Source organism: Paraburkholderia sp. BL9I2N2 (genome assembly GCF_004339745.1).
Lineage (GTDB): Bacteria > Pseudomonadota > Gammaproteobacteria > Burkholderiales > Burkholderiaceae > Paraburkholderia.
On record NZ_SMGP01000003.1, the window covers coordinates 372,838 to 399,007 of the forward strand.

Sequence of the window (26,170 nt, forward strand, 5' to 3'; positions counted from 1 at the left end):
TGGGCGGCGCGATCCGTACGCCAATCGTGATGGCGAACTCGTACCGGATGCCGGATGACCCGTTGTCACCCGACTGGTCTGACAGCTCCTTCTGGGTGAACTAAGCGTCAGTGGACGTATGGTCAGCCATTGGCCACTTTGCGTTCGCCACAAGGCGCCTTGTTCCTGCGGCGCAGTTCATCCGTGGTTTCGCCGCCGCCGTCCGGCAGCCAGCCAGGCGGCTGGAGAATGTGATTGATCGCCGTCCACACGTTCTTTGCCTTCACTACGTCCCGCACCAGTGTCGCCCAGTGCTCGAACTCGACGACGAACGGATTGCGCGAGGTGGTCGGCGTGACGAGACCGTAACGGCAAGGTTCGTCGGCGCGCTCCTCAACGTAGGTGCCGAACAGCCGGTCGAAGATAATCAATACGCCGCCGTAGTTCGCATCCAGATAATCGACATTCGATGCATGGTGCACGCGGTGCGAGGATGGCGTATTGAAAACATACTCAAGCCAGCCGAGCTTCGGAATCCACGTGGTATGCAGCCAGAATTGATACATGAGGTTGATGAAGAGCGTCAGCAGGACGACTTCAGGACGCACGCCGAGCCATACGAGCGGCGCGAAGAAGATCGCCGAGCCCGACAGCTTGCCCGTCACGCCGAGCCGGTACGCAGTGGAAAGGGTCAACTGGTTAGGCGAGTGGTGCACTGCGTGCGTCGCCCAGAAGAACCGGATGCGATGCGACGCCCGGTGATACCAGTAGTAGCAGAATTCCTGGCCGATGAAGAGCGTGAGCACCATCAGAGCGCTGTTCAGTTCTACGGTGAAGATGCGATGCTCCCATGCCAGGGCAAATATGGGGGTTGCGAGCGAGAGCGGCAGCAGCGCGAGCAGCTTGCGCCCGACAACATCGGCGAGCGAAAGCCACACTTCGTGCCATGCGAATGGCGTGTCGGTTATGCGATTTTTCCGGCTAAGCCAGACAGCTTCGACCAGCGACACGGCGATGACGAAAGCTGTGACGTAAAGCGTGAATTTTCCAAGTGATTCCATGACGATGCCCTAACGGTAGTGGCGGAAGCTATCGTCTGCGGTGAAAGGGTGTGTCAGTGCGTCGCATCCGATACCGACACATTAGCCATAGGTGCCATAACAGTCTATGTGGAAGTTATTTCACCGTATGTCGTGCAAGGTGGAGCCTTGCCACGCGATGAAAGTCGGGCCCAGACACATGGAGCCTGGTCCTTTGACGCGGTAATGACAATCACAGAACCGCACGGTGTCAAGGGCAGGTCAAACTGTGCCGTCGGCGCGCTTCGCTTTGTCTCCGGTCGTGCGCGTATCGCCTCAGTTGCTGGCTTGCACCGGAGTTTCCTTCGTGGTCTCATGTGACGCCCCGCACGTCGCGCTAGCAATATCGGTCGATGATCTCGAACAGTCGACGGCACGATGTGGCGAGGTGCTGTTCAGGCGCCGTGGCCACCCCGAGCAAAAGGCCGGGTAAGGTCCAGGATGGAGTCGCGAACCACGCGGACAAAGGCGATGGTGCCATGCCAATGGTCATCGCTTCCCGAACGATCCGCACATCGGGCGCGCCGTCGGGGAGTCGGAGGAGTACTGCCAGGCCGGCATTAACCCACTCTGCGTCGCGCATTCGTAACTGCTCGCATAGCGCGTCACGCTGGGCAGAATATAGACGCTTGAGCCGACGCACGCGTCGGATGTAGTGGCCATCACGCATAAATTGAGCCGTGGCGAGTTGAACTACCGGTGATGGTGCCGGGGCAAGCGTTGCGGCTACTTCGGAGAATACGTTGGCCAATTCGTTTGGCGCCACGACAAATCCAAGCCGGAGCCCCGGGCTAACAGTCTTGCTGAAGGAACCGATGTGAATGACCCGTTTTCCCTCGTCCAGAGATGCCAGGGCAGGTGCCGGCCTGCCTTGCAGTTGTAGCTCGCCGAGGTAGTCATCTTCGATAATCCAGGCGTCGCTCGAGGCCGCCCATTCAAGCAGCTGAAGACGTCGCCTTAACGACAGGGTCGAGCCCAGCGGAGCCTGTTGGCCAGGCGTCACGACGGCTAACGCTGCGTCCGCGGCGTTCTCGATGCCATAGCCTACGTTGAGACCTTCTGCATCCACCGGTACCGGCACGATATTCAAACGAGCGAGTTCCAACCCTTTCCGGGTGAGCATGAAACCGGGCTCTTCCATCCAGACCTTCTTGCCTTCCAAACCTAACACCCGCAGTGCAAGGCCTAAGCCGGAGCTGTATCCCGAAGTGATAAACACCTGCTCCGGGTAGCAGTGAACGTTTCTAGCGATGGCGAGATAGCCCGCGATCTCTCTTCGCAGTTCGAACTCCCCTCTGGGATCGGGATAGAGCAGTGACGATAGACATCCGGTCTTCAGTAGATTGGACGAGCGCGCGCGTGCAAAAAGCTGTTCCGGTAGGCCTTCAAACGCCGGAATGCCGAGCTGAAAGATCGCCGGCCCGGCGTTCATTTCCTCATAAGCCCTCATAAACGCTCCGAGCTGCGGCGCTTCGGATTGAGTCGCCGCCACGCGGGGTCGTGGGGCGACGCGGGTGCCCCCGGCCCGGAATGTTTCGATCATTTGAGCGTCGGACAACCGTTCATATGCCGCTTGAACTGTACCGCGCGCCACGCCGAGCTGCGCGGCCAGGTCCTGCCACGAGGGCAGTCGGGTACCAGGTGCGAGCAGGCCTGACTCTATAGCCCTGCTAATGCTCATACGAATCTGTTCTGCCAGGGACAGCTTCGCTGTCCGGTCGAGCTGAATCTGCAGGTCTGCATTCATGTTCTTGGTACACACAAAAACGGGGAATCTTGGTTCTTTAATTCGTACCATCGATGGTACAGAATATTCACACCATCATTGGTACAAATGTAAGGCCAATAGGGGAGATATCTGGTCATGACCATTCACCCGATCCTGTCTGCGTTTTGCGCGATAGTTGCGATCTTCATAAGCGCTGGCGCTGCGGCCGGGCGCTGCCTCGGTACCTCACGTGCACGCCAAGTCCGCTTTCATATACGCGTACGTGGTATCAGGTGCAATCGAATCAAAAGTGAACGATGGTGAAGTACGCGTGTATCGCGCGGGCGAGAGCTGGTCCGAACCGCCTGGCGCGCGCCATCCCATCAGCCGGAACGCGAGCAAAACCGAACCTGCAAAGCTGTTAGCGGTATTCGTCGTTGATAGCAACGACAAGGAACTGACCACGCCGGTCAGGTAAAAAGCCCCTCGTACCTCGACTTATCCCCTCACCTGTAGGATTAACCATGACCAACGCAGTCATCGAATGTATCCTGAGCCGCAGCGCCGCCAAGTATTACGATCCTGCCGTCACCCTGAGCGACGACCAGATTCGCGAGCTCGTGCGAATCGGCACCACCGCGCCGACATCCTTCCACCTGCAGAACTGGCGCTTCATCGCGGTACGCACGCGTGAAGCCAAGGCTAGGTTGAGTCCGATTGCCTGGAACCAGCCCGCGATCACCGATGCGGCCGTGACCTTCATCGTCTGCGGCCAGCTGGTCGATACCAGCGTCATACCGGAGCGGCTGGCGCCGCTGGTGGAGGCGGGCGTCATGCCGGCCGCGATGGTGCCGGAATGGGAAAACCCCGCACGCGATCTGTACATGGCGTACCCGCAGCGCCGGCGCGACGAGGCTGTACGCACCGCCACGTTCGGCGCGTCGGCGATGATCTATGCGGCCCGCTCACTGGGGCTGGGTTCGACGCCGATGATCGGTTTCGATGCCGAAGCGGTGCACCGCGAGTTCGGACTGGCCGGGGACGAAGTGCCGGTTCTGCTGCTGTCCGTCGGGGCGGAGCGTCCGGGAAACTGGGCGCAGAAGCCGCGCCGTCCCCTGACCGATGTGCTGGCGCTCGTTTAATGATTAGTAGAACCGGTGACCTGTGGAAGGTAGGTGGCAAGAACCGCCGCACCAAGCCTGAACAGATGCTCGATGCCGCCATTGGCTTTGTGACGCGGCCGGAGAAAGTCATATGAATATCCTGCACATCGATAGCAGTCCGCGACCGAAGTCGCACAGTCGAGAGCTGTCGGCGGCGCTTGTCGAAAAGCTTCTCACAATTCTGCCCGGCGCGAATGTAATTCGTCGGGACCTCGGATATGAACCGATACCTCATGCCGGACCCGACTATGCCGCCGCGCTCGCGACGCCCGCGTCGCTGGCCGCGGCAGGGCGGTCCGCCGACGCGGTGCTTCCGGCCGAGCAACTCATTCAGGAGGTCGAGTGTGCCGATGTCGTTGTCATCGGTACGCCGATGAACAACTTCACGGTCCCGTCCGTCCTGAAGGCGTGGATCGATCAGATCCTCCGTGTCGGCCGCACGATGAAGTCGACACCAACCGGCAAGGTCGGAATGCTTCAGGACCGCCCGGTATTCGTCGGGATCGCTTCGGGTGGCGTATTCGCTGGTGATCGAGCCAATCAGCCGGATTTCCTTACGCCCTATCTTACCGCCGTGCTCGGCTGCATTGGTCTCAATACCGTCCATTACCTGCCTTTGCAGGCTACGGCCTTCATCGATGAGACGCGCGCAACCGAACTTCGCCGCTCGCTCATCGCGACGATCGAACCGGCGATGGTCAGCCTCGTGCGGAGCCGCGTTTGAGTATTCGTAAAACCAGTAACTTACAAGGAAGACTACGATGGCAAGAACTTCAGCGCTAACGCCGGACCAGGTGCCGGCCGAATCGAAACCGACGCTCGATGCGTTCACCAAAAATATCGGGTTCACCCCGAATATGATGGCGGCCTTCGCGCAGAGCCCGATCGCGTTCAACGCATGGGCCACCCTGCTCGGTTCCCTGAGCAGGGCGCTCGACGTGAAGACGCGTGACAGCATCGGCCTCGCTGTCTCCGAAGTGAACGGCTGCAACTACTGTCTGACGGTTCACAGCTTTACGGCCGAGCACATGGCGAAGCTGCCGGCTGATGAAATCATTCTCGCCCGGAAGGGCCATGCCACCGACGCGAAGCGGGACGCCGCCGTCCAGTTTGCGCGCAAGGTCATCGAGACCCGAGGGCAGGTCGGTGACGCCGATCTGAAAGCGGTCCGCGATGCCGGCTACACGGATGCAAACGTGATGGAGATCGTCGCGCTGGTAGCCATGTACTCGCTGACGAACTTTTTCAACAACGTGTTCGATCCCGAGAAGGACTTTCCCGCTGTTACGCCCGCCGGCTCGATTTGACGATATATCGACCATTTCCGGGTGTCCCAGGAGGTTGATGCGAGCGTAACGCGAAAGCCCGGATGCAAAAGATTCCTGATGCCAAAAGATTCTTGCGAACCCATCCGGGCTTACCGACAAGGTTTTGATGATGAGCGATCCCCACCATGCAAAACGAACGGTCGCCGTTGCACGTCTCCATTGTGGAGAAGCTGTCGTCAACGACGATTAGCATACGCTGGAGCGATCCTTGCCTGGGTCATTATGCGAATCAGATCTGGGGCATCGGTCTTGCGCACGCGGATGCGATTTGTGTGCTGTCCGGTAAACCAATACGCCGCGGGGATTCGATATTTCGTCCGCGTGTACATCGATCGCATGTGCCTATCAATCGCCATCGAATGATTCTAGCTTCCGCTGTATCTGGCTTTTCCCAGAAACCATCACGTTAAAAAGTACCAAAACATGAGCACATCACGAAAGGTTGTCGTCGTTACCGGCGGGTCGCAAGGGATTGGTGCCGCGATCGTTCAGGCATTTCGCAAGCTCGACTATGCCGTCGTTGCAACCTCACGTTCGATCAAGCCGTCGGACGACGCGAACGTCCTGACGGTAGCCGGTGACAGCGGCAACCCAGCGACCGCCCAACGTGTCATTTCCGAAGGCGTCGCGCGATTTGGCCGGATCGATACGCTGGTGAACAACGCGGGCATCTATATCGGAAAGCCTTTTACCGAACACACCGCTGAGGACTACGCCGCCGTGATGAACGTGAACATGGCGGGCTTCTATCACATCACGCAACTCGCGATCGCCGAGATGGAAAAGCATTCGAGTGGCCACGTGGTGAGCGTCACGGCCAGCATAGACCAGGTTGCAATCAGTGGGGTCTACTCGGTCCTGGCGGCTCTGACGAAGGGCGGCATCAACGCCGCCACGAAGTCACTGGCGATCGAGTACGCGAAGAAGGGCATTCGTGTAAACGCCGTCGCTCCGGGGAACATAAAGACGCCCATGCACGCGCCTGAAATTTATGAAGCGCTGGGAGCTTTCAACCCTATTGGACGTCTGGGCGAGACGAGCGATATCGCCGACGCCATCCTGTTTCTCGATTCCGCACCGTTTATCACCGGAGAGATCCTGCACGTCGACGGCGGGCAAAGTGCTGGCCGCTGAGATGCGCCGGCGCTGATCGTGAAGGAGGAAGAAAATGACACTCAAGCATCCCATTTTCACGCGCCGGCAGGCGCAGTAGCCCGGCCGGTGCCCCATCTTTTTCCATGTCGAGGCCTAACGGAGTCCCATGTCCCAAGTCGACTGGCTGAGCCATCTCCTGCAAATGATCACCATCACCGGCCGGCTGGAGGTCCGCTGCGCCTACGGTGCGCCCTGGCGTGTGGCCTGGGATCAGTCCGCGGCGCATGAGATTCCCTACCACGTCGTGCTCAAGGGCCGGGCCATCATCGAGGATCCGGAGACAGAGACGGCCACGGAACTGGTGGGCGGCGATATCGTGCTGCTGCCTCACGGGTCGGCGCACGTTCTGCACGATGGCAGTGGACATGCGCCTGGGCCTACTTACGAACGCCAGGGCTCCGCCGGATTGACGCTCAGCGAGAATGACGGCCAGGGCGAGCGTCTGGACATGTTGTGCGGGCGATTTCTCATCGGGCCGCCTCATGACCGGCTGATTCGCAATTACCTGCCCACGAATCTGGTGGTACGGACCATGGAAGGCCATGGTGAAACGGATATCGGGTCTGCTTCGAATCACCTGGCCAGTTTCGTGGGTCTGATGCGCTCCGAGTCCACGGGCGACAAAGTGGGCGGATACGCCATCCTCAACGCGCTTAGTTCGGCGCTGTTTATGCTAGTACTGCGCGAGGCGAGCGAATCCGAGCAGGCCCCGGCAGGCCTGTTGGCGCTCGCAGGCCATCCACGACTGGCGCCAGCCATTTCAGCCATGTTCGCCGATCCCGCGCGGTCCTGGAGTCTGCCTGATCTGGCCGCCTTGTGCAGCATGTCACGCGCCACCTTCATGCGGCACTTCCAGGACACACTGGGGCGCTCGGCCATCGACCTGCTAACCGATATCCGCATGAGCCTGGCCGCAAACGAGCTGAAGAAGCCAACGATGACAACCGAGGCCGTCGCCGAATCGGTAGGGTATCAATCCGTGTCGTCATTCCGGCGTCTGTTTGCCGACAGGATGGGCATGACGCCGGGGCAATGGCGCCGTCTCGCGCGCCAGGGCCAGTAGTGGCACAAATTATCGCTTCGCTTTCGGTGTGCAGGCTGGATCAGGTGCTAGAGGTGTCGGCGCGGGGCGGCCGCCCATTCGCGCGAGCGACCCTCGACGCGTTCGCCTATACCTGCAGCACGTGAACCTCGATCTCCACGAGACGACATGCGCCGTCCGCGTTGTGTGCCGAGGGATGGATCGTCCAGGTCGACTTGATCCTTTTGGACATTTTATTGAGTAAATCCGGTCTCGAAATCGGTACGGGGGAGGCCTAAAGTGGAGACTCCCAACCACGTGATGAAGGGTTCACCACATGAGCCGTATCGCTATTCCCGCCATCGAATCGGCAACTGGCGCCACCGCTGATATCTATGCGCGGGTCAGGAAGATTGCTGGCGGCCGGGTCCCGAACACGTACGCCGCGTTGGGCTACCTTCTACCGGCGTCTTTGGCCGCGGTGCTCGACGCCCAAGGCACATTGGACTCAGGCAGCCTGAGCCGGCAAGAGCTCGAAACCATCAAGCTGTTGGTCAGTGCGAAGACGGGCTGCGACGTTTGTGTGGCCGCCCACAGTTTTGTGGGCAAGAAGGTGGGCCTGCCGGTCGATGTCTTGCGCGCCATTCGCGTGGGGCAGGTCACGGGTGACGCCAAGCGTGATGCCCTGGTGCGCTTTGTGTCCCACCTGCAGACCACGAGCGGCACGATCAGCGAGGACGAGTTTAATGCCATCCGTGCGGCTGGCTATACCGACACCCAGTTGGCGGAGATCTCGCTGACCGTCGCACTCGGAATCTTCACCAATACCTTCAATCGTATCAACGGCACCGACGTCGACTTTCCGGCCGTCGAGTGAAGGGCCTCGCCGGACAAGCTCGGCAGCACACATCCAGGGTGTCGCCCGGCAGCTCGCTGATGTAATGCCCGCCAAACCAGAGATATCGACTTATGACCGCACAATCCTTTGAATTTGACGGACCACGTGGCTACAGGCTCGCCGGCAGGTTGGAACTACCGGACGGGGATGCGCAGAGCTGGGCCATACTCGCTCACTGCTTTACGTGCGGCAAGGACAGCCTGGCCGCCAGTCGCGTGGCGCGTGCGCTGGCCGCTCATGGCATTGGTGTGTTGCGCTTCGATTTTGCCGGACTAGGCAATAGCGGTGGGAGTTTTGCCGACACCACTTTCGCCGCGGACGTGGACGATCTGGTCGCGGCCGGCAACGCCATGACCAGAGACGGTAAATCCCCATCGATTCTCGTCGGCCATAGTCTTGGTGGTGCAGCCGTCTTGATGGCGGCGGGCGAGATGCCGGGCATTCGTGCCGTGGCCACGCTTGGCGCCCCCTTTGATACCAGCCATGTTCTGCATCAGTTCGACCCGCGAAGCCTTCAAACCATTGAGACGCGAGGGGAAGCAGAGGTATTGCTGGCTGGCAGGCCGTTCGTCGTGCGCAAGAGTTTTGTCGACGACCTGGCGCGTCACAACCTGGCGTTCCGAATCGCCCAGTTGCGAATTCCATTGCTGGTCCTGCATTCGCCGCTGGATGCGACAGTGGGTATCGAGAATGCCGCGCGCATTTTTTGCGGTCGCGAAGCACCCCAAGAGCTTCATTTCCCTGGACAACGCCGATCACCTGCTTACGCGCCGGGCCGACGCCGACTATGCCGCCGCGATGATAGCGACCTGGGCCAGCCGGTATCAGGTTCCAGAACCGTGAATGACAGCAGCTCTGCATAGAGCGAAAGCACTCGTGTCCCTCAACCTATCCCCACACCCATAGGAATCACCATGAACAATGGAACCACCATGACCAATGCAGTCATCGAATGTATCCTGAGCCGCAGCGCCGCCAAGTATTACGATCCTGCCGCCACCCTGAGCGACGACCAGATTCGCGAGCTCGTGCGAATCGGCACCACCGCGCCGACATCCTTCCACCTGCAGAACTGGCGCTTCATTGCGGTACGCACGCGTGAAGCCAAGGCCAGGCTGAGTCCGATTGCCTGGAACCAGCCCGCGATCACCGATGCGGCCGTGACCTTCATCGTCTGCGGTCAGCTGGTCGATACCAGCGTCATACCGGAGCGCCTGGCGCCGCTGGTGGAGGCGGGCGTCATGCCGGCCGCGATGGTGCCGGAATGGGAAAACCCCGCACGCGATCTGTACATGGCGTACCCGCAGCGCCGGCGCGACGAGGCTGTACGCACCGCCACGTTCGGCGCGTCGGCGATGATCTATGCGGCCCGCTCACTGGGCTTGGGTTCGACGCCGATGATCGGTTTCGATGCCGAAGCGGTACACCGCGAGTTCGGACTGGCCGGGGACGAAGTGCCGGTTCTGCTGTTGTCCGTCGGGGCGGAGCGTCCGGGAAACTGGGCGCAGAAGCCGCGCCGTCCCCTGACCGATGTGCTGGATCTCGTTTAGATGCGTCGCCGCGGCGGTGATCGCGCCGAACGACCACGGGGCCGACAGAATGGGAGGCAAGCGCAAGGTACCTCCTACCTGAGGGCCTGATCACCTTCGACCCCGGAATCGGGCACGAAGTAAGCCGAGGGATGGTTCCCAGATGAACTCTCCCAAACTAGTGAAACCAGTGACTTAGAGAGACCACGATGACAAGGACTACTACTTTAAAGCCGGACCAGGTGCCGGCCGAATCGAAACCGACGCTCGATGCGTTCACCAAAAATATCGGGTTCACCCCGAATATGATGGCGGCCTTCGCGCAGAGCCCGATCGCATTCAACGCATGGGCTACCCTGCTCGGTTCCCTGAGCAGGGCGCTCGACGTAAAGACGCGTGACAGCATCGGCCTCGCTGTGTCCGAAGTGAACGGCTGCAACTACTGCCTGACGGTTCACAGCTTTACGGCCGAGCACATGGCGAAGCTGCCGGCTGATGAAATCATTCTCGCGCGCAAGGGCCATGCCACCGACGCGAAGCGGGACGCTGCCGTCCAGTTTGCGCGCAAGGTCATCGAGACCCGAGGGCAGGTCGGTGACGCCGATCTGAAAGCGGTCCGCGATGCCGGCTACACGGATGCAAACGTGATGGAGATCGTCGCGCTGGTAGCCATGTACTCGCTGACGAACTTTTTCAACAACGTGTTCGATCCCGAGAAGGACTTTCCCGCCGTTACGCCGGCTGGCTCGATCTGAACTCTATTCATTCGTTTGCGAGGGAATTCGGAAATGGCGATGTACCACGCACAAGGAGAAGGACGATGAAGGCAATCATTGTGACGGACCAGGCTGCAGGAACAGGCGGGATGCGGCTGACGGAGCGACCCGAGCCGCAGGCGGCGATAAACGACGTCATCGTGGAGGTTCACGCGTCGGGATTCACCTGGGATGAGCTGACGTGGCCCCCCACCTGGACCGACCGCGTGAACCGTGACCGAACACCGTCAATTCCTGGGCACGAGCTGGCCGGAGTGGTGACCGCTCTCGGCTATGGGACGACGGGGCTGTCAGTGGGACAGCGGGTGTTCGGTCTCACGGACTGGACTCGCGATGGCACGCTTGCCGAGTACGCGGCCGTCGAGGCGCGTAACCTCGCGCCGCTGCCAGGCGACGTTGACTTCACGGTAGGCGCGAGCCTGCCGATGCCGGGCCTGACTGCATGGCAGGGACTGTTCCAGCACGGCCGCCTCCGGTCGGGGCAGAGCGTCCTCGTGCACGGCGCGGCCGGCGTGGTCGGGTCAATGGTGACCCAGCTTGCACGTGAGTACGGCGCCTACGTCATCGGTACCGGACGCGCTGCGCACCGTCAGACGGCGCTCGACTTCGGCGTGCAGGAGTTCGTCGACCTCGAGAACGACGCCATGGAAGACGTCGGCGGCGTCGATCTGGTTTTCGATGTCTTTGGCGGCGACATCGCGAAGCGGTCCGCGGGCCTGATTCGAGCCGGAGGAACGCTGGTGACGATCGCCGGCCCGACCGAGGCGCGGCCTACGGACGGCCTGGTGGTCGACTTCGTGGTCGAGTCCGATCGTGCCCAGTTGGGTGAGATCGTCCAGCGGGTGCGGGACGGGCGACTGCGGACGAACATCGGCACCGTCGCGAGCCTCGATGATGCGGTTGCCGCCTTCAACCCGACCGGACGAATCGCGGGGAAGACGATCATCCGCGTCCGTTCGTGAGAAAGCGGGGGAGGGCGAACGGCTCTGCCCACCCCGTGGATCATCGTTGCTTTTTTGGCTCGTGGCGATCGTCCCGGCATGCATCCAGTCGGAAGAATCGGCCATGCCCCGGCGCGACTCGACCCGCTCACCCAGGAAGAAAATGACACTCCTTCATCCAATTTTCACGCGCTGGCCGGCGCAGTACCCTGATCGGCTCCAGCTCTTTTCCTTACCGACACCCAACGGTGTGAAAGTCGGCATTATGCTGGAGGAGACGGGCCTTGCCTATGAGCCGCATCGCATCGACATCATGGCGCACGAGAACCACGATCCGGCCTTCCTCGCGCTCAACCCCAATGGCAAGATTCCGGCGATCTTCGATCCCGATGGTCCGGGCGGACGGCCGCTTGCGTTGTTTGAATCGGGAGCGATCCTGATCTATCTCGCCGACAAAACGGGACGGCTCCTCTCCACCGATCCCAACACGCGCTACGAAACGATCCAGTGGCTGATGTGGCAGATGGGCGGTGTCGGGCCGATGTTCGGCCAGGTGGGCTTCTTCAACAAATTCGCAGGCAAAGCCTATGAGGACAAGCGCCCGCGCGAGCGCTACGCAACCGAATCAGCCCGGCTGCTTGGTGTCCTCGACGAACGGCTCGCGGGCCGCGACTGGGTGATGGGGGCTGACTACAGCATCGCCGATATTTCACTGCTCGGCTGGGTACGCAACCTGATCGGCTTTTACGAAGCGCGCGAGCTCGTCGGTTTTGACCGCTTCGGGCATGTACAACGATGGCTCGAACGGGGTCTTGCGCGGACGGCGGTGCAGCGCGGGCTGAAAGTGACGGCGGCCTGAAGCAGCGCTGGCAGAAAACACGGAAGAACAAAGACTAACCGATACCCGGAAGGAGATAGTCCATGAAGATCTGAACCATCATCGCTGCCACCTGCGCGACCCTTGCCATCTCGGTGGTTGGCCCCGTCTCGGCCCATGACGGCGAAGCGGAAACCGTCACGAAGAACTACGAGGCGGCCATTCCCAATATTCCGGGCAAGTCACTGATTGCCGTGGAGTCGATTATGCGCCGGGCGCGATCCATTCGATCAGCCGCAACGCGAGCAAGACCGAGCCGGCAAAGTTGCTCGCGGTATTCGTCCTCGACACCGATGACAAAGCGCTGACCACGCCCATCAAATAACGAGAAGCTCACCCTGAGATCAACATTTGACGAGTTCTGTTCAGCGACGCATTGGGAGTCACCCAAATTCTTTTCAAGCGAGGATATCTATGAATGAAATCAACGCCGACATGGAGGCGATCATCAAACAGGCGATACTGTCGTTCGTCGCGACAGTCAACGACGACGGGACGCCCAATCTTTCGCCGAAGGCGTCTTTGACGGTCAACAACGGTGTTCTCTACTTCGCCGATATCGCATCGCCCGGGACGATACGGAACCTGAAGCGCAATCCCGCCGTGGAGATTAACGTCATCGACATCTTCCAGAGGCGCGGTTATCGATTCAAGGGCCGTGCGTTGATACTGACGCCGGGCGATGACGAGTATCTGAAGATCGCGGACTGGGTTCGGGCGACGAACGGCCTCGAGTATCCTGTCGATCACGTCGCCAGAATCGAAACCTCTTCGATTGCCCCATTGCTGTCGCCGGCCCATGTCTTCGCCGACCCTCCTCGAAGTCAGGACGAGATCAGGATGTCTTACTATCAAAAGTATGGCGTGAAACCCATCATGGAGTAGGCGGGGGGTACGCTCGCGAGCGGCTCACGAGGCCGATCCTGTTGATGCGCCCGAACTGTCCATGCACCCTCTGACTCCTGGAATCGGTTGGTCGCGTCAGGGGGAAAGGGCGAGTCGTCCGCCGGAGTGGCCCCCTCTCTTCGGTCGACGAATCGGCGTCCAGCGGATTGTCGGCGCAGATCACTTCGATTGGGCGTTAGAGGTGTTCGGCCACGTCCGCGCGCCCCGTCCGCATTCAGCAGAAGGGCGGATATCTCAAGTTCAGGAGCATTCTATGCAATCAGTCGAGATCAAAGCTATTGAAAAGAACGATTTTGATATTTGGCTTCCGCTGTGGAAAGCCTATCAGCGATTTTACGAAGTGGATATCCCCGAGTCCGTGACACTCGAGACATGGGGACGCTTTCTGGACCCGGTTGAGCCGATGCATGCCGCGCTTGCGATGGTGGATGAACAGGCGTTGGGGCTGGTGCATTCGATCTACCATCGATCCACCTGGACAGCGGGCGACTACTGCTATCTGCAAGATCTGTTCGTTACGCACGATGCGCGTGGCAGCGGCATCGGCCGCGCGCTGATCGAGCATGTCTATGCGGATGCGAAACGTCGCGGGGTGCGCCGTGTGCACTGGCTCACACACGAAACCAACCATACCGCTATGCGGCTTTACGACCGCGTCGGTGATCGCTCGCCTTTCATTCAGTACCGGAAACTATTCGCCTGACACGACGGCGCGGGGCCGTCCTCAGCACTCGTGCGGCGCACCGTGCGGCATGTCACGAGACACCTTCATGCGGCAGTTTCAGGACAGGCTGGGGCGCTCGGCCGTCGAACTGCTGACCGATATCCGCATGAGCCTGGTCGTCAACGGGCTGAAGGAGCCGGCGATGACTGTGAAGGTCGTGGCCGGGTCGGTAGGGTATCGATCCGTGTCGGTATTCCGGCGTGTGTTCACCGACAGGATGGGCATGACGCCGGGACAATGGCGTCGCCTCGCGCGCGAACGCGAATGGCGACGCTTCGTTTGCGGAATAACGCACGAATGAGGCGGAGACGCACTCACGCGGGGCGAGCCTTTCTTTCGACAAGACCTCGTTCGGTCCTGGTCAAGCAATGACGCGCAGTCCGACATGCACACCCCAGTTGCAACTATCCCGGATCCATGGAGGATCGGAACTCTCCTTCCGTTTCGTTTGGGCAAGCGATCCACGACGCGCTCGTCTCTACCTTCAAGTATTTTGAACCTCGATCTCGACGAAACGACTCGTATCGTGCCATCCCGCAACGCGGCCGCGGGAACGAATCGCCTCGTTGCCTTGATCCTTTTGGGCATTTTATTGAGCATATTTAGTCTCGAAACGGGAACCGGGTAGGCCTTAAAGTGGAGCCTCCTAACGAACCGACGAACAACCTGAACGGGAAATCCAAAATGAGCATTCGAGCAAATCAGTATCGTCTACAAATCGCTGAAAAGAGCGTTGGATCGCTCTCTATTCTGGCCCTGCTCAGATGGGCGCTGGTGGTCATCTTTCTTTGGTTCGGTGCAATGAAATTCACCGCCTACGAAGCCAACGGCATCGCGCCGTTCATCGTCAACAGCCCGATCATGAGCTGGTTGCATGCGCTATTGGGAGTTCAAGGGGCAAGTAACGTTATAGGCGTCCTTGAGCCTGTCGACCGCGGCTGCTCTGATTCTCGGAGCCTTCCTGCCCATTTTCTCCGCATTGGGCGCGGCGATGTCGACGGCGACCTATCTGATCACGCTCACCTTCTTCTTGAGCACCCCTGGAGTAGCTGAAGCGACGGCGGGCGGATTTCCGGCCATTTCAGCTGTACCTGGCCAGTTTCTTCTTAAGGATCTTGTTCTGCTGGCTGCATCGCTTTCTCTCTTTCTAGCGTCAGTCCAGGGCTCGCGGACCAACCCTCAGAAGTCGTGACGTGAACAGATGGCCGGACATCTGAACCGGCTTATTCGACAGGAGATGATATATGACGCACACGAGCGCAGCGAATGGCAAAGAGGCCGCCTATCACGGCGTACCGGCGGAAGACGATTACGGCTATGCACAAGCGATCAAGGTCGGAAACATGATCTATGTGTCCGGTCAGCTTAGTCATGACGACACGGGGGTCATGATCGCACCGGCCGCGCTCGATGAAACCGGCAAGCCAGCCGACTTCTCGACGATGGCGGAGCAGATGCGGGTGACCTATGCAAACGCTGCAAAGATCCTCGCAGAGTTCGGAGCCACCCTCGACCATGTGGTGGAAGAGACGATCTATGTCCTCGATGTCGATGAGGCTTTCGCGATAGCGGGCAAGGTGCGCAAGGAAGCCTATGCTACGGCGCGGCCTCAGTGCGCCAGCAATCTGATCGGCGTTTCGAGGCTGGCGTTTCCTGAGCAGCTCATCGAAATCGTCTTCAAAGCAGTGCTGCCTACGGTATAGGCGGGCCCTGATGATCGAGCCGATTTGATATCTCATCGAAAAGATAGGCACCGCTCCAGAAGTGAATTGTCCAGAGCATCCTTAGCAGTCGCCCGAATTCGACAAGATCGATACGAGTGCCGCTTATTTGCTTTGTGAAGGTCGCAGCCATTGCCGCATCCGATTAGAGCGATCGGTCTGACACAAGCGTGGATAGGTGAACTTTCGATACCGCCAAGCATTTAAATTGCCTTCGAGAAGCTCATGAAAGATCGTCGGCAAGGAGAGCTCCTTCACCACTAGAGGCATTCCACCCATAAAGAGGAAGAGGAAAGCAACATGAAACAGTCCCCCCAAATCGGCGACAGGATCACCGACAAATCAGCACCCCCCGATGAGCGCACTGTCCGCAGCTGGATCGGGCCAGAGGCGTTCGAGCATTGGGTCGAGCTGCAGAGCTGGATCGAGGCTTCCTACCCCGGTGTTTTCGCGCCAGAGTGGCTCTATGGTGGCAAGAAACGCGGTTGGTCACTGCGCTACAAGAAGACCAAGGCGTTCTGCACCTTGCTGCCGGCATACAGGCTGTTTTCGGTTCTGGTGGTCTTGGGGCGAGCAGAGCGAGAGAAGTTTGAGGAGCGGCGTTATTCCTGGCGACCACAGTTGGTCAAGCTTTACGATGAAGCCCGAGCATACCCTGACGGCAAATGGCTGACTGTTGCGGTCTCATCCGCAGATGATTGGCGTGAGGTGACAGAGCTTGTGAGCATGAAGCGCCCACCGCTATCATGCGGTTGAATGTCGCGGAGGTCCCGCGGATTCAACCGGTCGATACATCACAATGGAAGCTGCGGTAGCGGTGGGAGTGTTGCCCAGAAGCAGAAACCCCGGATCTATTACAGCGAAAGTCAGAAGGCCAGAGGAACTACTGTGACCAGACGTGAACCCCCACGCTCTGTCAGCGTAATGGGCCGGCGGAAGATACCCAAGGCGACCGTTAAGTGACGTTCGCGAACGTCTCGCACGACACTCCAGCAAACCCGCCATGAGACGAGGCGCAGTTCGCATCTCAATGATCGGATACGCGGCTTTTGCTGGAAAGGCACTCCGTTCCGGCGGAATCTCCGGCGGCCGTGGAGTGCCGGTGAGTTGTCGATTCAGGTCAGAGCGACACGATCTGCCGCAAGAGTTCCAACGCTTTCATCTCGTCCAGGCGGCCGGTGCGTGCCTTACCCGCGAGCGTCTTGATCAGCGCCTCTGCTATCGGTTCAATACCTATCAGATCGTCCAGGCTCGTCACGGAAGCATAACGGCGTGGCTCCGCGATAACCTCTGTGACGGAGGCCAGCGCAGGCTGCGGGTGAGAGGCGGACGACGGGACATCGCGGTCAACAGCTTGCCGAACGTCCGGATCGGCGGCTGATGGGAGCACCGCATCCTGTTGCTCCACAACTGACTTCGTTTCGGCGGCGACGCCCGTGTGATCTGCCTCCGACGGGTCGCTGTTTCGACGGCGCGCGGTTTTCGCTTTCTTAACCGCAGACTTTCTTGCCACCGTAGCTTCCGGCTTTAAAGCAGCTGGCAGTTCCTGCTGATCAGTCGCATGTCGACCAGACCGTGGATCTGGATCAAGCAGAGCCGAGACCGATTCAGGGATGTCTCTGACTGAACGGGGAACGTCCAGCCACGCGGTTGGCAGACCAAGACGTTCGGTGAAGCGGTTGGCTTCGGCGTCGTCCATGCGCTTCTGTCCATACAGACGATTGTCGAGGTTGGAGGCGCTGATACTCACTACCGCGCTCAGCCGCACCTTCGATCCCTTACGGTGGGTGAGCACGTGCAGATTGGCACGACGGATGTTTTCCAACGCTGCGACGTCGTTCAGTGGCAACGATTGCTGAGTCCCTGACTTTGGAGACGCTTTGGCTTTCGCTGACGCGGATTTCGACGGGGGAGTCGTGGCAGGCTTTGCCCCTGCGGGATTACTCTTCGCGGCGGCCTTTGGCGAACTGCCATCTGTCCTCTTTGACATTTCTGATTCCCTGGGCAAACGATCTGTGGGGGTAGGGCGGGAATTCGCCTGTGTGGCGGGAGCCGTCTCCAATACCTGCCCGTGCGCTGATTCCGGTTCAGCATTCGGGTGAATAAAGTCGAGCGGCGCCCTCAAGCGACTGATGGTCTCGGACGGGAGGGTGGGATGAGGTTGATCGAAAAACCCATCCGGTAGCCCGAGCGTCGTTTCGATGTGGAAGGCCGTCTCAGGTGTGAATCTCTCGCCATTCATCAATTCGGTTACGCGCGTCAGGTTCGAATCGAGTCCTAGTGCGATGTTCTCCGCTCCCACTGCATCGACCAGAAATTTAAAGGAACGCGTTTTGAAAATAGACGCGGTCTGGGCCGGGTCTCGGGCAGGTGGCGCCTTTACGTATGATTTGTTCTGTCGGTAAGATGACGTTTTTGAAGGTTGGCGCGACTGACGCGGGCCCTTGTCCCGAGATCCCGAGTATCGCCCGTGTGCTTGACTCATAAAGTGGGGCTCTCCGCCGGTGAAATCGCTATCAATGCAGGGATTATAAGGGAGGGGAGACCTCATGCGGAGCCTTGAGCAAGTGCGACCAGCTATGCCTATCGACTCTGTCTGGCGCATGGTGCTTCGTCTTGGATTCCCGTTCGCTCGCGCCTGGTGGCACCTTCGACGGCCTCGCCATGAGGGAGCGCTAGTAGCAATCTACGTCGGGCGGGCGCTTTTACTGGTGGAGTCATCGTACCGGGCCGAGTGGAATTTTCCCGGCGGCAGTGTCCGGCCCGGAGAGACGCCTGATACAGCGGCGCAGCGCGAGATGGAGGAGGAGATTGGTCTCTCGTCGTACCCATTACTTCCCGCGGGCAGTGTCTGCGGCATTTGGGACGGGCGAAGAGACCGGGTGCACTTCTTTGAACTGCACCTCGATTGCATACCCGAGTTGCGGCTTGATAATCGTGAGATTATCGCCGCGCATCTGGTATCGCCAGAGGAATTGCACGGCATCGCGCTGACAGGGGCGGTCGCTGCGTATCTCGGCAGAGATCTCTGCCGTTAGTTGGCCCTTTTCCTTGCGGGACATCTCGACGGTAGTTCAATGCGGTCAGTAAGCAGGGCGGAAATCATCGAGAGAATGCTCTTCCGAACGGATATCGGACGCACGCGCGGCCAGGGCGAGGGTCCACAACGGGGTGCAGCGCATGGCGGTCGAGCGCGCGTTGACAGCCCGCTCCGAGTTGAGTCGCAACGAGTGGCGAATCGGCAGCCTACTTTTGAGTGATGTGTTCAGGCGTCAGGAATCGGAACCCGGGACGAAAACTTCACCTCGCGTAGCGCAAGACTCGATTGTATCGACGCGATGCCCGGCTGCCGTCGTAGCACCCGCTCGACAAATTCACCGTATGCGTCCAGATCAGCGGCGACCACCTGCAGAATATAGTCCGCATCGCCTGTGATCTTGTGGCACGAGAGGACTTCCGGTCGACCGCGGATGACGGCCTCGAAGTTATCTGCGGTTTTGTCCGAGTGCACATTGAACCGGAGATGCACGAACGCAAGAAGATTCAGGCCGACCGCGCGCCGGTCGATGTTCGCCTGGTAACCGGTAATCACACCTTCGTCTTCCAGGTGCTTGCGCCGCCTCCAGCATGGCGTCACGCTCAGCGAGAGTTTCTCCCCGAGTGCGGCATTCGACACGGCACCATCGTCCTGAAGCAGGCGCAACATCGAGCGGTCGACCGCGTCCATTTCTGTTTTTGGGCGATTTGTGCTCATCTTTCATTCCTGTTAGACAAATTTCCCAAAATGTTAGGCTTTTCCGCATCCGAAAGCAAAATCAATGCGGCCGCCGCTCAATAAACTGTTGGCTGTCTTCAACGCGGCAGTCAACCATGCTCACCATTTACAGTAGCGATCATCGCTTGCACCATGGCGTCGAACTAAAGGACGGCGCCATCTCCGATTCCTTCGAGAAGCCCCTCCGCGCCGAGACGGTGCTTGCGCAAGTGAGGGCAACCGGACTCGGCGATGTCATCAGCCCGAAGGCCTACCAATGCGCGGACTATGCAGCCGCGCACAGCCAGCGGTACGTCGACTTTCTGGCAGGAGCGTGGCACGAGTGGCTTGCAACGGGCAGAGCCTGTCAGGCTCTGCCACTCGTCTGGCCCGTGAGGGGACTGCCCGGTCACGAGTTGCCCGAATTCATCGATGGCAAGCTTGGCTTCTTTTCGATGGACGCCGGTTCCCCCATCAACGCGGGTACGTGGGCCGCGATCAGTTCCAGTGCCAACTCGGCACTGACCGGCATGGATGCGTTGTCGGGTGGCGCGCGCGCCGCATTCGCGCTTTGCCGCCCGCCCGGTCACCATGCCGGTCGTGAATACATGGGCGGCTATTGTTACTTGAACAACGCCGCGATTGCGGCCCAGCATTGCATCGACGGCGGCGCAAAGCGCGTAGCCGTTCTCGACATCGACTTCCATCACGGCAACGGCACGCAAGACATTTTCTACGATCGACCTGATGTTCTATTCGTGTCGACTCATGGCGATCCCACGGTGTCCTATCCATACTTCTCGGGGCATGCCGACGAACGTGGCGTCGGCGCGGGAGAGGGTTTCAACCTGAACCTGCCCCTTCCGAGGGGAACGACCTGGGAAGGCTTCGACCACGCGCTGCGCCACGCCGGCACGGCGATCGGGCAGCATGCGCCCGACGCACTGGTCATTTCTCTCGGGGTCGACACGTTCGAAGACGACCCCATCAGCCACTTCCGCCTGCGCACGCCGGACTATCTACGCATCGGCGAGGCGATCGCAAGCTTCAACGTCCCCACGCTTTTCGTGATGGAGGGCGGATATATGGTCGACGAGATTGGAATCAACGCGGTCAACGTTCTGTTGGGCTTTGAAGGTAGAGCCTGATGTCGTTTTACCGATTCGTCGCTTTGCGATCCGACCGTCGCCCGCATACAAGGAGCTAAAAGCATGACGCGATACATAGATGTAAACGATGTTTCAAAGCTGGTCGCCGAGGTCGGCATGACACAAGTCCTGACGACCATGGCGTCTTACATCGAACAGGACTATCGCCGTTGGGATACGTTCGAAAAGACTGTTACGTCAGACAGATCGAGATGAACGCCGACAGTCTGCTGCTCGAGATGGGCTAAGCCAACTTCAAAGATCGATACAGTTCAACGCTGCGATCGCGCAAAATCGTTGCCCCCTGGTAAATCCCTCAATGAATCGAGTCCCGGGTGTTGAAGAGACTATGAGAGTCCATCCAATCGTACGATTCGTTGCTGTGCGCCCACGCCCAGTTCCTTGCTGTCTCACTTTTTTTGCCGACCGCCTGTGCGACCTCTTCGGAGGGCGAAGCTCCGTCGTAATTGTCGTTCGTGCGCTCAGCGCGGCCGATATTTGTGGATTTCGATGAGTCGTAGTTCATTGCGATTCCTGTTTGAGGTTGCTGTCAACGCGTATCAATCCTGCTCCGCCAGCTCATCGTGCATGGACGCGGCGAGAAGCTCGGCGAAGCGCTCAAGCGCCGCGACTGAGCCGTGCACTGTGCGGTACTCCTGACGTCCAATCTTCGCGTCAAGAACCACTGTCATGCCCGATTTCCGAGCCAGGTCAAGGATGTCCATCTGATGCTCCACATCGTTGAATCATGCGATTCTGTTACCACTGTGATGCGCGCGAGCCGTTTGCCCACACAGTCCATTTTAAGCACTATGCACTGGACATCAACGCAGCCACGGTGAATTCACAGTTTTCAAAACGACAACAATAGAGACGGCGAGCAGATACTGCTGTTGGTGGAAGCCGTTGAAATCCTTGGGATGTTCTCTGCCAGGGCCACGTAACACGTCGCTGTCCAATCCACGGAAACTGTCGCCGTACGAAGCCGCTGCCAGTGGCGTCACGTCCAATTCAACTCACGACCAAACTCCAACGCCATCGTGCGCGTACTCTCAAGAGACGCAAAGTTGTTCTTGGCGAAGCGCCAGCAGGAGCGCGGACGCGGCGACCGCCGTCGAAGACGGAGTCAGTAGCGGGTTATGGTTTTCGGCCCTGGAAGACCGCGGTTCATATCGAGTTTGTCCTCTACGCAGCACGTCTCCTCAAAAAAATTTTCGCAACCGAAATTCCCCAATGAAAAGCCCACTGTCAGCTTATCCGTAGCGCAGTATCAAGTTTTTTAATAATCAGGAAACCCCGATTGGCTTTGTTCTGTTGGTCACTAAACTCTTGCCATTGGACCGATAACTAATCGAGTTCCGGTGTCCCCAGACGTGGTAACGCCGGCAGTCGCCAGGGTCCGATTATCCTCTCCCGCGTCATCCGCGGAGGCGCAGGCAACATTTACACTTTGAATCTGGAGTCCATGGTGCGAGACATAAGTGCTCAGATGAGCAAGTACAGGAATCTTTTCTGTTCGGCCTTGGTATTCGGCTTTATTTCGTCAGGAACGGCGTTAGCGCAAGTTCAAAATCAAACACAGACGACGCTGCCGCATGTCGTCGTGCTGGCGACGGGTGGCACTATCGCTGGAACCGGCGCGAGCGAAACGCAAACCACCGGCTACAAGTCCGGCGTCCTCACTGCGGACGTTCTATTGAAGTCCGTTCCGTCGCTTGGAAAAGTGGCGCGGGTGTCTGGCGAGCAGGTGTCGAACGTCGGCAGCGAGAACATCACTAATGAAATTTTGCTGAAGCTGGCCAAGCGGGTAAATACACTTCTTGCTCAACCTGACATCGCTGGCGTGGTCATCACTCATGGAACGGATACACTCGAAGAAACGGCCTACTTCCTCAACCTGGTGGTGAAAAGTGACAAGCCGGTGGTCCTCACTGGCTCGATGCGCCCGTCGACAGCAATCAGCGCCGACGGTCCCAGCAATATCCTTCAAGCCGTAACGGTTGCCGCCTCCCCAACTGCGAGAGAACGTGGCGTACTAATTGTCCTCAACGACCGCATCGGCTCGGCTCGATATACGACGAAGACGAACGCGAACACGCTCGACACGTTCAAGAGTTCGGACGATGGCTTCATCGGCACGTTGATTGATCAGGTGCCGCACTTCGAAACAGCTGTAGCCAAGCTGCAAACAACGCAGACTCCGTTCGACGTCTCGAAGTTGGATTCTCTGCCGGAAGTCGACATCGTCTATGGGCACCAGAACGACGGGGGGTACATGTATGACGCTGCGGTGGCTCACGGCGCTCGCGGCATCGTCGTAGCGGGCGTCGGCGCGGGTAGTGAGTCTCTTCTCACGCTGCCGTCTATCAGGAAGGCTGTAGATAAAGGAGTCATCGTGGTCCGCTCCTCGCGAACCGGCAGTGGCTATGTCCCCGAAGACTCGGCTTATATCGGTCTTCTCGGCGACAACCTCAACCCGCAAAAAGCTCGCGTTCTCCTGATGCTCGCGCTGACGGTGACGAACGACCCTGCTCGCGTGCAGGAGATGTTCCAACAGTTCTAAACGTGCGACCAGCGCGGCGACGCTGACGCCAGTCATCGCCGCGCGCTTCGTCTATTAAGCGTAGCCTCCAAGGCCCTCAAAGGAGATGTCCAACTGCGGCCGCTTTTCCCAACGTGATATGTAGATATTTCAGCGCGGAGCAAGCGCAGTCGCTGTTGCCCGCGACTTGAAAGCAGTTGCTACGAGCTTGAGCTCGAAACGTGTTCAGAGTGCGGCGTGGCAAAGCGCCATCGTCCTCTGGACCATTGTGCTTGACCCGTTGAGTTCCATCTCGCTGGTGAAGAGAGAGCGTTCAGACACATTCACCCGAGACGACCTCGATCGAACGCTCGCTGCGCGCGATTTCAACGTCCGTTCGGCCCCGAAGTTGTTATCGATCCGGGATTCAGTGCGCCGTTACCCGCCGACCTGATGCACGCCGCAGCCGCGCCGCTGCCCGCCAGCGGGCCGCAAACCGCCAGCCTGTTCCAGGGCCTGGCGTTACTCGTCCTCACGGATCAGGGTTGGCGTTTGCCGCGGCCACCAGCGGGTTTGCCAGCCGGCTTGCGTGAATCCGCAGTTGGCTTGCTGGCGGGTTTGCTGCGTGGCTTTTGCACGCTGAATGGGTTGCCGCTGGACAAGCTTGTGCCTTTACCCGCGGCCACAGCGCGCTGCGCCGCAGGCTTGCGTTTGTATTCGCCACTTTGCGGGCGCGGTTTTTTGCTGAGCACCTGCACGGCACCCGGCGTAGCTTGCTGCACTTTCGGTTTCTTAGGTTTTTTGGGTTTCTTGATGATCTGGCCCGTCGCGCTAGTTTGCGGCACGCGGTGTTCGGCTTCAAAACCCGGCACCTCTTCACGGCGTAGCGTTTGCCGGATCAGCGCTTCAATCGCGGCCAGTTGCGGCGCTTCATCGGCACACACAAGGGACACCGCCGCGCCGCTGGCGCCCGCGCGGCCGGTACGGCCAACACGGTGCACATAGTCTTGCGCCACGATCGGCAGATCAACGTTGATCACCAGCGGCAGGTCGTCGATATCCAGCCCGCGCGCAGCCACATCGGTGGCTACCAGCATATGTACTTCGCCCGTCTTGAAGCGCTCCAGCGCACGCAGGCGCGCGGGTTGCGGTTTGTCGCCGTGGATGGTGTCGACCGCATAGCCCGCTTCATCCAGCATGGCCGCCAGGTAATCCACGCCATTGCGGGTTTTGACGAACACCAGCGCGTGCTCCCAGTTGTTCTCAGCTACAAGGTGCATGAAGAGGTCAGGCTTGTTCTTTTTATCCACCGGCACCACCCACTGCTTGATCTTGCCGGCCGTGGCATTGGGCGGGCTGACGCTGATATTGACCGGGCCGCGCAGAATGCCGGCCGCCATGGCGCGGATATCATCCGTAAACGTGGCAGAGAACAGCAGGGTCTGGCGCTGAGCGGGCAACGCAGCAAAGACGGCGTTGAGTTCGCGCGCAAAGCCCAGATCCAGCATGCGGTCGGCTTCATCCAGCACCAGCGTTTGGACTTGATCAAACTGCACTGCGTTCTGGCGATTGAGATCTAGCAAACGGCCCGGCGTGGCAACGAGCACATCCACGCCTTTGCGCAACTTCATCATCTGCGGGTTGATACTCACACCGCCGTAGGCGGCCAGAAACCGTAAGTCGAGGCCTTTGCCGTAAGCGATGAAGCTTTGCAGCACCTGTTCGGCCAGTTCACGCGTGGGCACCAGCACCAGAACACGCGCGCGGTTGCTGGACACCGCGGGGCCGTGCTGCACCAGCCGTTGCAACAGCGGCAGCGCGAAACCCGCCGTTTTGCCAGTGCCGGTCTGTGCCGCAGCCATGACGTCCTTGCCACTGAGCACAGCAGGAATCGCCTTGACCTGCACCGGCGTAGGTGTCTGGTAATTGAGGTCCTGCACATTACGCAGCAAGGGATCGATCAGGCCAAGCGAGGCAAAAGACATTGGCGTATTCCGGGCTAAAGCCGCAATTCTAGCGGTTACGGTTACAGCCTGTGCTGAAAGTCTAACGCCTGGGATTTTCTGGGTGTTGTCTTTGGCGGGTAGTCTGAAAGTGCAGGGGTTGCACCGGCCGAAGTCGACTTATGCCAGCGTTGACCTTGTAGTGGTCGCCAAATCGCAGCACCTGCAAAAATACGGCCACGATAACCCGGTCATTTAATGCGTCGATGCAAACTTGCGCCGCAGTTGGCCGGCCGATAGCCACAACGCGGAGACAAGGAAATAGATCGCGCCGACACCTGCGTAGCCGGCCACTTTGACAATCGCCGGAGGCACTGATGCATGGGCCTGCGCGATAAAAAACGCGCCCGCCAGCGCCGATTGGCCCCCGCTCAAAATCATTGCCCATTGCGCACCAAAGCGCTTCCAGCGGCGAACGGCGGTGGCGAGCTGAAGCAATCCGGACAGAATGGCCCAGACTCCGAATACATCAAGGACCAGGCTTGTGTTGACGCTCAATACCACAATCACCGCAATTGCTATCACCGCGCTAGCGAAGACGTTGAAAGCCTGAGTAGGGTTTTCGCGCATCCCACCGCTACGCGACATGTCGACGTAATTAGCCAGCGCATCCCATACGGGATAGACGATGAGCAGTGCTGCTCCGATCGCCGTGGCATGCTGCCCGATGGCGAACGCGAGCGCGACCCACACGACAGAAAATGCGGCACGGATAAAATAATAGTGTTTGAGCCACCGCTCACCCTGAAGGCGGGTGGTATCTGAAAGATGATCAGCCATTGGAACTCCTTCAAAATTTTGTTGACCGCATCGCCTTGAACGACGCGCCAGGCTCTTGTCGCGATGAGCTGTCGGCAGGATCGCGCCAGCGTCATCGCGACAAGAATCCTGTGTTGGTAGAGATCATGGCATTCGGCCTGTCTTGATGGCATCGGTCAA

27 protein-coding genes and 4 pseudogenes are annotated in these 26,170 nt (G+C 59.3%); 23 read left to right on the forward strand and 8 right to left on the reverse strand.

Going from position 1 to position 26,170, the window contains the following annotated elements; translation table 11 throughout:
• Nucleotides 1-122: 122 nt before the first annotated feature.
• Both B0G74_RS32355 and B0G74_RS32360 read right to left on the reverse strand, forming a co-directional pair.
• Entirely contained in the window at nucleotides 123-1,040 is a 918-nt protein-coding gene (locus tag B0G74_RS32355) for a sterol desaturase family protein (RefSeq protein ID WP_132380034.1), read from the reverse strand.
• Nucleotides 1,041-1,395: 355 nt separating this feature from the next.
• Nucleotides 1,396-2,805, reverse strand: a complete 1,410-nt coding sequence (locus B0G74_RS32360) for a PLP-dependent aminotransferase family protein (RefSeq protein WP_132380036.1) — start codon at nucleotides 2,803-2,805, stop codon at nucleotides 1,396-1,398.
• Nucleotides 2,806-2,992: 187 nt separating this feature from the next.
• Between B0G74_RS32360 and B0G74_RS32365 the strand changes: the two are divergent.
• The 20 genes and pseudogenes from B0G74_RS32365 to B0G74_RS32460 form a co-directional block, all read left to right on the forward strand.
• Nucleotides 2,993-3,244, forward strand: a pseudogene (locus B0G74_RS32365) (cupin domain-containing protein); the annotation flags it as partial.
• Nucleotides 3,245-3,290: 46 nt separating this feature from the next.
• Nucleotides 3,291-3,908 (forward strand): nitroreductase family protein, encoded by a 618-nt coding sequence (locus tag B0G74_RS32370; RefSeq protein WP_132380038.1) that lies wholly within the window; start codon nucleotides 3,291-3,293, stop codon nucleotides 3,906-3,908.
• A gap of 112 nt (nucleotides 3,909-4,020) precedes the next feature.
• Nucleotides 4,021-4,653 carry an NAD(P)H-dependent oxidoreductase gene (locus tag B0G74_RS32375; protein ID WP_132380040.1) on the forward strand — a complete coding sequence of 211 codons (633 nt, stop codon included), beginning with the start codon at nucleotides 4,021-4,023 and terminating at the stop codon, nucleotides 4,651-4,653.
• 37 nt (nucleotides 4,654-4,690) lie between these two features.
• On the forward strand, nucleotides 4,691-5,236 hold the full coding sequence (locus tag B0G74_RS32380) for a peroxidase-related enzyme (RefSeq protein ID WP_132380042.1): 546 nt from the start codon (nucleotides 4,691-4,693) through the stop codon (nucleotides 5,234-5,236).
• Between the two features lie 146 nt (nucleotides 5,237-5,382).
• The gene (locus tag B0G74_RS32385; RefSeq protein WP_132380043.1) at nucleotides 5,383-5,667 is read left to right on the forward strand and encodes a DUF3331 domain-containing protein; all 285 of its coding nucleotides are present in this window, start codon (nucleotides 5,383-5,385) and stop codon (nucleotides 5,665-5,667) included.
• Nucleotides 5,668-5,680: 13 nt separating this feature from the next.
• The gene (locus B0G74_RS32390) at nucleotides 5,681-6,391 is read left to right on the forward strand and encodes an SDR family oxidoreductase (protein WP_132380044.1); all 711 of its coding nucleotides are present in this window, start codon (nucleotides 5,681-5,683) and stop codon (nucleotides 6,389-6,391) included.
• Nucleotides 6,392-6,518: 127 nt separating this feature from the next.
• Nucleotides 6,519-7,475 (forward strand): AraC family transcriptional regulator, encoded by a 957-nt coding sequence (locus tag B0G74_RS32395; protein ID WP_132380045.1) that lies wholly within the window; start codon nucleotides 6,519-6,521, stop codon nucleotides 7,473-7,475.
• A gap of 295 nt (nucleotides 7,476-7,770) precedes the next feature.
• Nucleotides 7,771-8,310: a carboxymuconolactone decarboxylase family protein gene (locus B0G74_RS32400; protein WP_132380047.1), complete on the forward strand. Its 540-nt coding sequence runs from the start codon at nucleotides 7,771-7,773 to the stop codon at nucleotides 8,308-8,310.
• 92 nt (nucleotides 8,311-8,402) lie between these two features.
• A complete protein-coding gene (locus B0G74_RS32405; protein WP_243658415.1) occupies nucleotides 8,403-9,194 on the forward strand; it encodes an alpha/beta fold hydrolase in 792 nt (263 codons plus the stop codon).
• A 51-nt stretch (nucleotides 9,195-9,245) separates the two neighbouring features.
• The gene (locus B0G74_RS32410) at nucleotides 9,246-9,881 is read left to right on the forward strand and encodes a nitroreductase family protein (protein WP_132380049.1); all 636 of its coding nucleotides are present in this window, start codon (nucleotides 9,246-9,248) and stop codon (nucleotides 9,879-9,881) included.
• 188 nt (nucleotides 9,882-10,069) lie between these two features.
• Entirely contained in the window at nucleotides 10,070-10,615 is a 546-nt protein-coding gene (locus B0G74_RS32415; RefSeq protein ID WP_132380051.1) for a peroxidase-related enzyme, read from the forward strand.
• A 65-nt stretch (nucleotides 10,616-10,680) separates the two neighbouring features.
• Nucleotides 10,681-11,598, forward strand: a complete 918-nt coding sequence (locus B0G74_RS32420; RefSeq protein WP_132380053.1) for an NADP-dependent oxidoreductase — start codon at nucleotides 10,681-10,683, stop codon at nucleotides 11,596-11,598.
• Between the two features lie 142 nt (nucleotides 11,599-11,740).
• Complete coding sequence (locus B0G74_RS32425) at nucleotides 11,741-12,436, forward strand: glutathione S-transferase N-terminal domain-containing protein (RefSeq protein WP_132380055.1); 696 nt, start codon at nucleotides 11,741-11,743, stop codon at nucleotides 12,434-12,436.
• A gap of 107 nt (nucleotides 12,437-12,543) precedes the next feature.
• A pseudogene (locus B0G74_RS46930) lies at nucleotides 12,544-12,779 on the forward strand (hypothetical protein).
• An 89-nt stretch (nucleotides 12,780-12,868) separates the two neighbouring features.
• Nucleotides 12,869-13,339 carry a pyridoxamine 5'-phosphate oxidase family protein gene (locus B0G74_RS32435; protein ID WP_132380057.1) on the forward strand — a complete coding sequence of 157 codons (471 nt, stop codon included), beginning with the start codon at nucleotides 12,869-12,871 and terminating at the stop codon, nucleotides 13,337-13,339.
• 274 nt (nucleotides 13,340-13,613) lie between these two features.
• On the forward strand, nucleotides 13,614-14,063 hold the full coding sequence (locus B0G74_RS32440; RefSeq protein WP_132380059.1) for a GNAT family N-acetyltransferase: 450 nt from the start codon (nucleotides 13,614-13,616) through the stop codon (nucleotides 14,061-14,063).
• A gap of 43 nt (nucleotides 14,064-14,106) precedes the next feature.
• A pseudogene (locus tag B0G74_RS32445) lies at nucleotides 14,107-14,385 on the forward strand (helix-turn-helix transcriptional regulator); the annotation flags it as partial.
• 383 nt (nucleotides 14,386-14,768) lie between these two features.
• Nucleotides 14,769-15,276, forward strand: a pseudogene (locus B0G74_RS32450) (DUF417 family protein).
• Nucleotides 15,277-15,328: 52 nt separating this feature from the next.
• The gene (locus B0G74_RS32455) at nucleotides 15,329-15,787 is read left to right on the forward strand and encodes a Rid family hydrolase (protein ID WP_132380064.1); all 459 of its coding nucleotides are present in this window, start codon (nucleotides 15,329-15,331) and stop codon (nucleotides 15,785-15,787) included.
• 318 nt (nucleotides 15,788-16,105) lie between these two features.
• The gene (locus B0G74_RS32460) at nucleotides 16,106-16,561 is read left to right on the forward strand and encodes a DUF3788 domain-containing protein (RefSeq protein WP_132380067.1); all 456 of its coding nucleotides are present in this window, start codon (nucleotides 16,106-16,108) and stop codon (nucleotides 16,559-16,561) included.
• A 364-nt stretch (nucleotides 16,562-16,925) separates the two neighbouring features.
• Here the strand turns inward: B0G74_RS32460 and B0G74_RS32465 are convergent, their stop codons facing one another.
• A complete protein-coding gene (locus B0G74_RS32465; RefSeq protein WP_132380069.1) occupies nucleotides 16,926-18,290 on the reverse strand; it encodes a hypothetical protein in 1,365 nt (454 codons plus the stop codon).
• 64 nt (nucleotides 18,291-18,354) lie between these two features.
• Between B0G74_RS32465 and B0G74_RS32470 the strand changes: the two genes are divergently transcribed.
• Nucleotides 18,355-18,843, forward strand: coding sequence for an NUDIX hydrolase (locus B0G74_RS32470; RefSeq protein WP_132380071.1), 489 nt, complete (start codon nucleotides 18,355-18,357; stop codon nucleotides 18,841-18,843).
• 227 nt (nucleotides 18,844-19,070) lie between these two features.
• Here the strand turns inward: B0G74_RS32470 and B0G74_RS32475 are convergent, their stop codons facing one another.
• Nucleotides 19,071-19,559, reverse strand: a complete 489-nt coding sequence (locus tag B0G74_RS32475) for an Lrp/AsnC family transcriptional regulator (RefSeq protein ID WP_132380074.1) — start codon at nucleotides 19,557-19,559, stop codon at nucleotides 19,071-19,073.
• A gap of 116 nt (nucleotides 19,560-19,675) precedes the next feature.
• Between B0G74_RS32475 and B0G74_RS32480 the strand changes: the two genes are divergently transcribed.
• Nucleotides 19,676-20,707: a histone deacetylase family protein gene (locus B0G74_RS32480; protein ID WP_132380077.1), complete on the forward strand. Its 1,032-nt coding sequence runs from the start codon at nucleotides 19,676-19,678 to the stop codon at nucleotides 20,705-20,707.
• Between the two features lie 316 nt (nucleotides 20,708-21,023).
• On the opposite strand, the gene B0G74_RS32490 is transcribed toward B0G74_RS32480, so the two are convergent.
• Entirely contained in the window at nucleotides 21,024-21,233 is a 210-nt protein-coding gene (locus tag B0G74_RS32490; RefSeq protein ID WP_132380080.1) for a hypothetical protein, read from the reverse strand.
• Between the two features lie 34 nt (nucleotides 21,234-21,267).
• Entirely contained in the window at nucleotides 21,268-21,432 is a 165-nt protein-coding gene (locus tag B0G74_RS45905) for a hypothetical protein (RefSeq protein WP_165923964.1), read from the reverse strand.
• Nucleotides 21,433-22,196: 764 nt separating this feature from the next.
• On the opposite strand from B0G74_RS45905, the gene B0G74_RS32495 reads away from it, so the two are divergent.
• Entirely contained in the window at nucleotides 22,197-23,270 is a 1,074-nt protein-coding gene (locus B0G74_RS32495; RefSeq protein ID WP_132380082.1) for a type II asparaginase, read from the forward strand.
• Nucleotides 23,271-23,767: 497 nt separating this feature from the next.
• On the opposite strand, the gene B0G74_RS32500 is transcribed toward B0G74_RS32495, so the two are convergent.
• The gene (locus B0G74_RS32500; protein ID WP_132380084.1) at nucleotides 23,768-25,213 is read right to left on the reverse strand and encodes a DEAD/DEAH box helicase; all 1,446 of its coding nucleotides are present in this window, start codon (nucleotides 25,211-25,213) and stop codon (nucleotides 23,768-23,770) included.
• A 213-nt stretch (nucleotides 25,214-25,426) separates the two neighbouring features.
• Nucleotides 25,427-26,011 carry a DUF308 domain-containing protein gene (locus tag B0G74_RS32505; RefSeq protein ID WP_132380087.1) on the reverse strand — a complete coding sequence of 195 codons (585 nt, stop codon included), beginning with the start codon at nucleotides 26,009-26,011 and terminating at the stop codon, nucleotides 25,427-25,429.
• Between the last annotated feature and the right edge of the window lie 159 nt (nucleotides 26,012-26,170).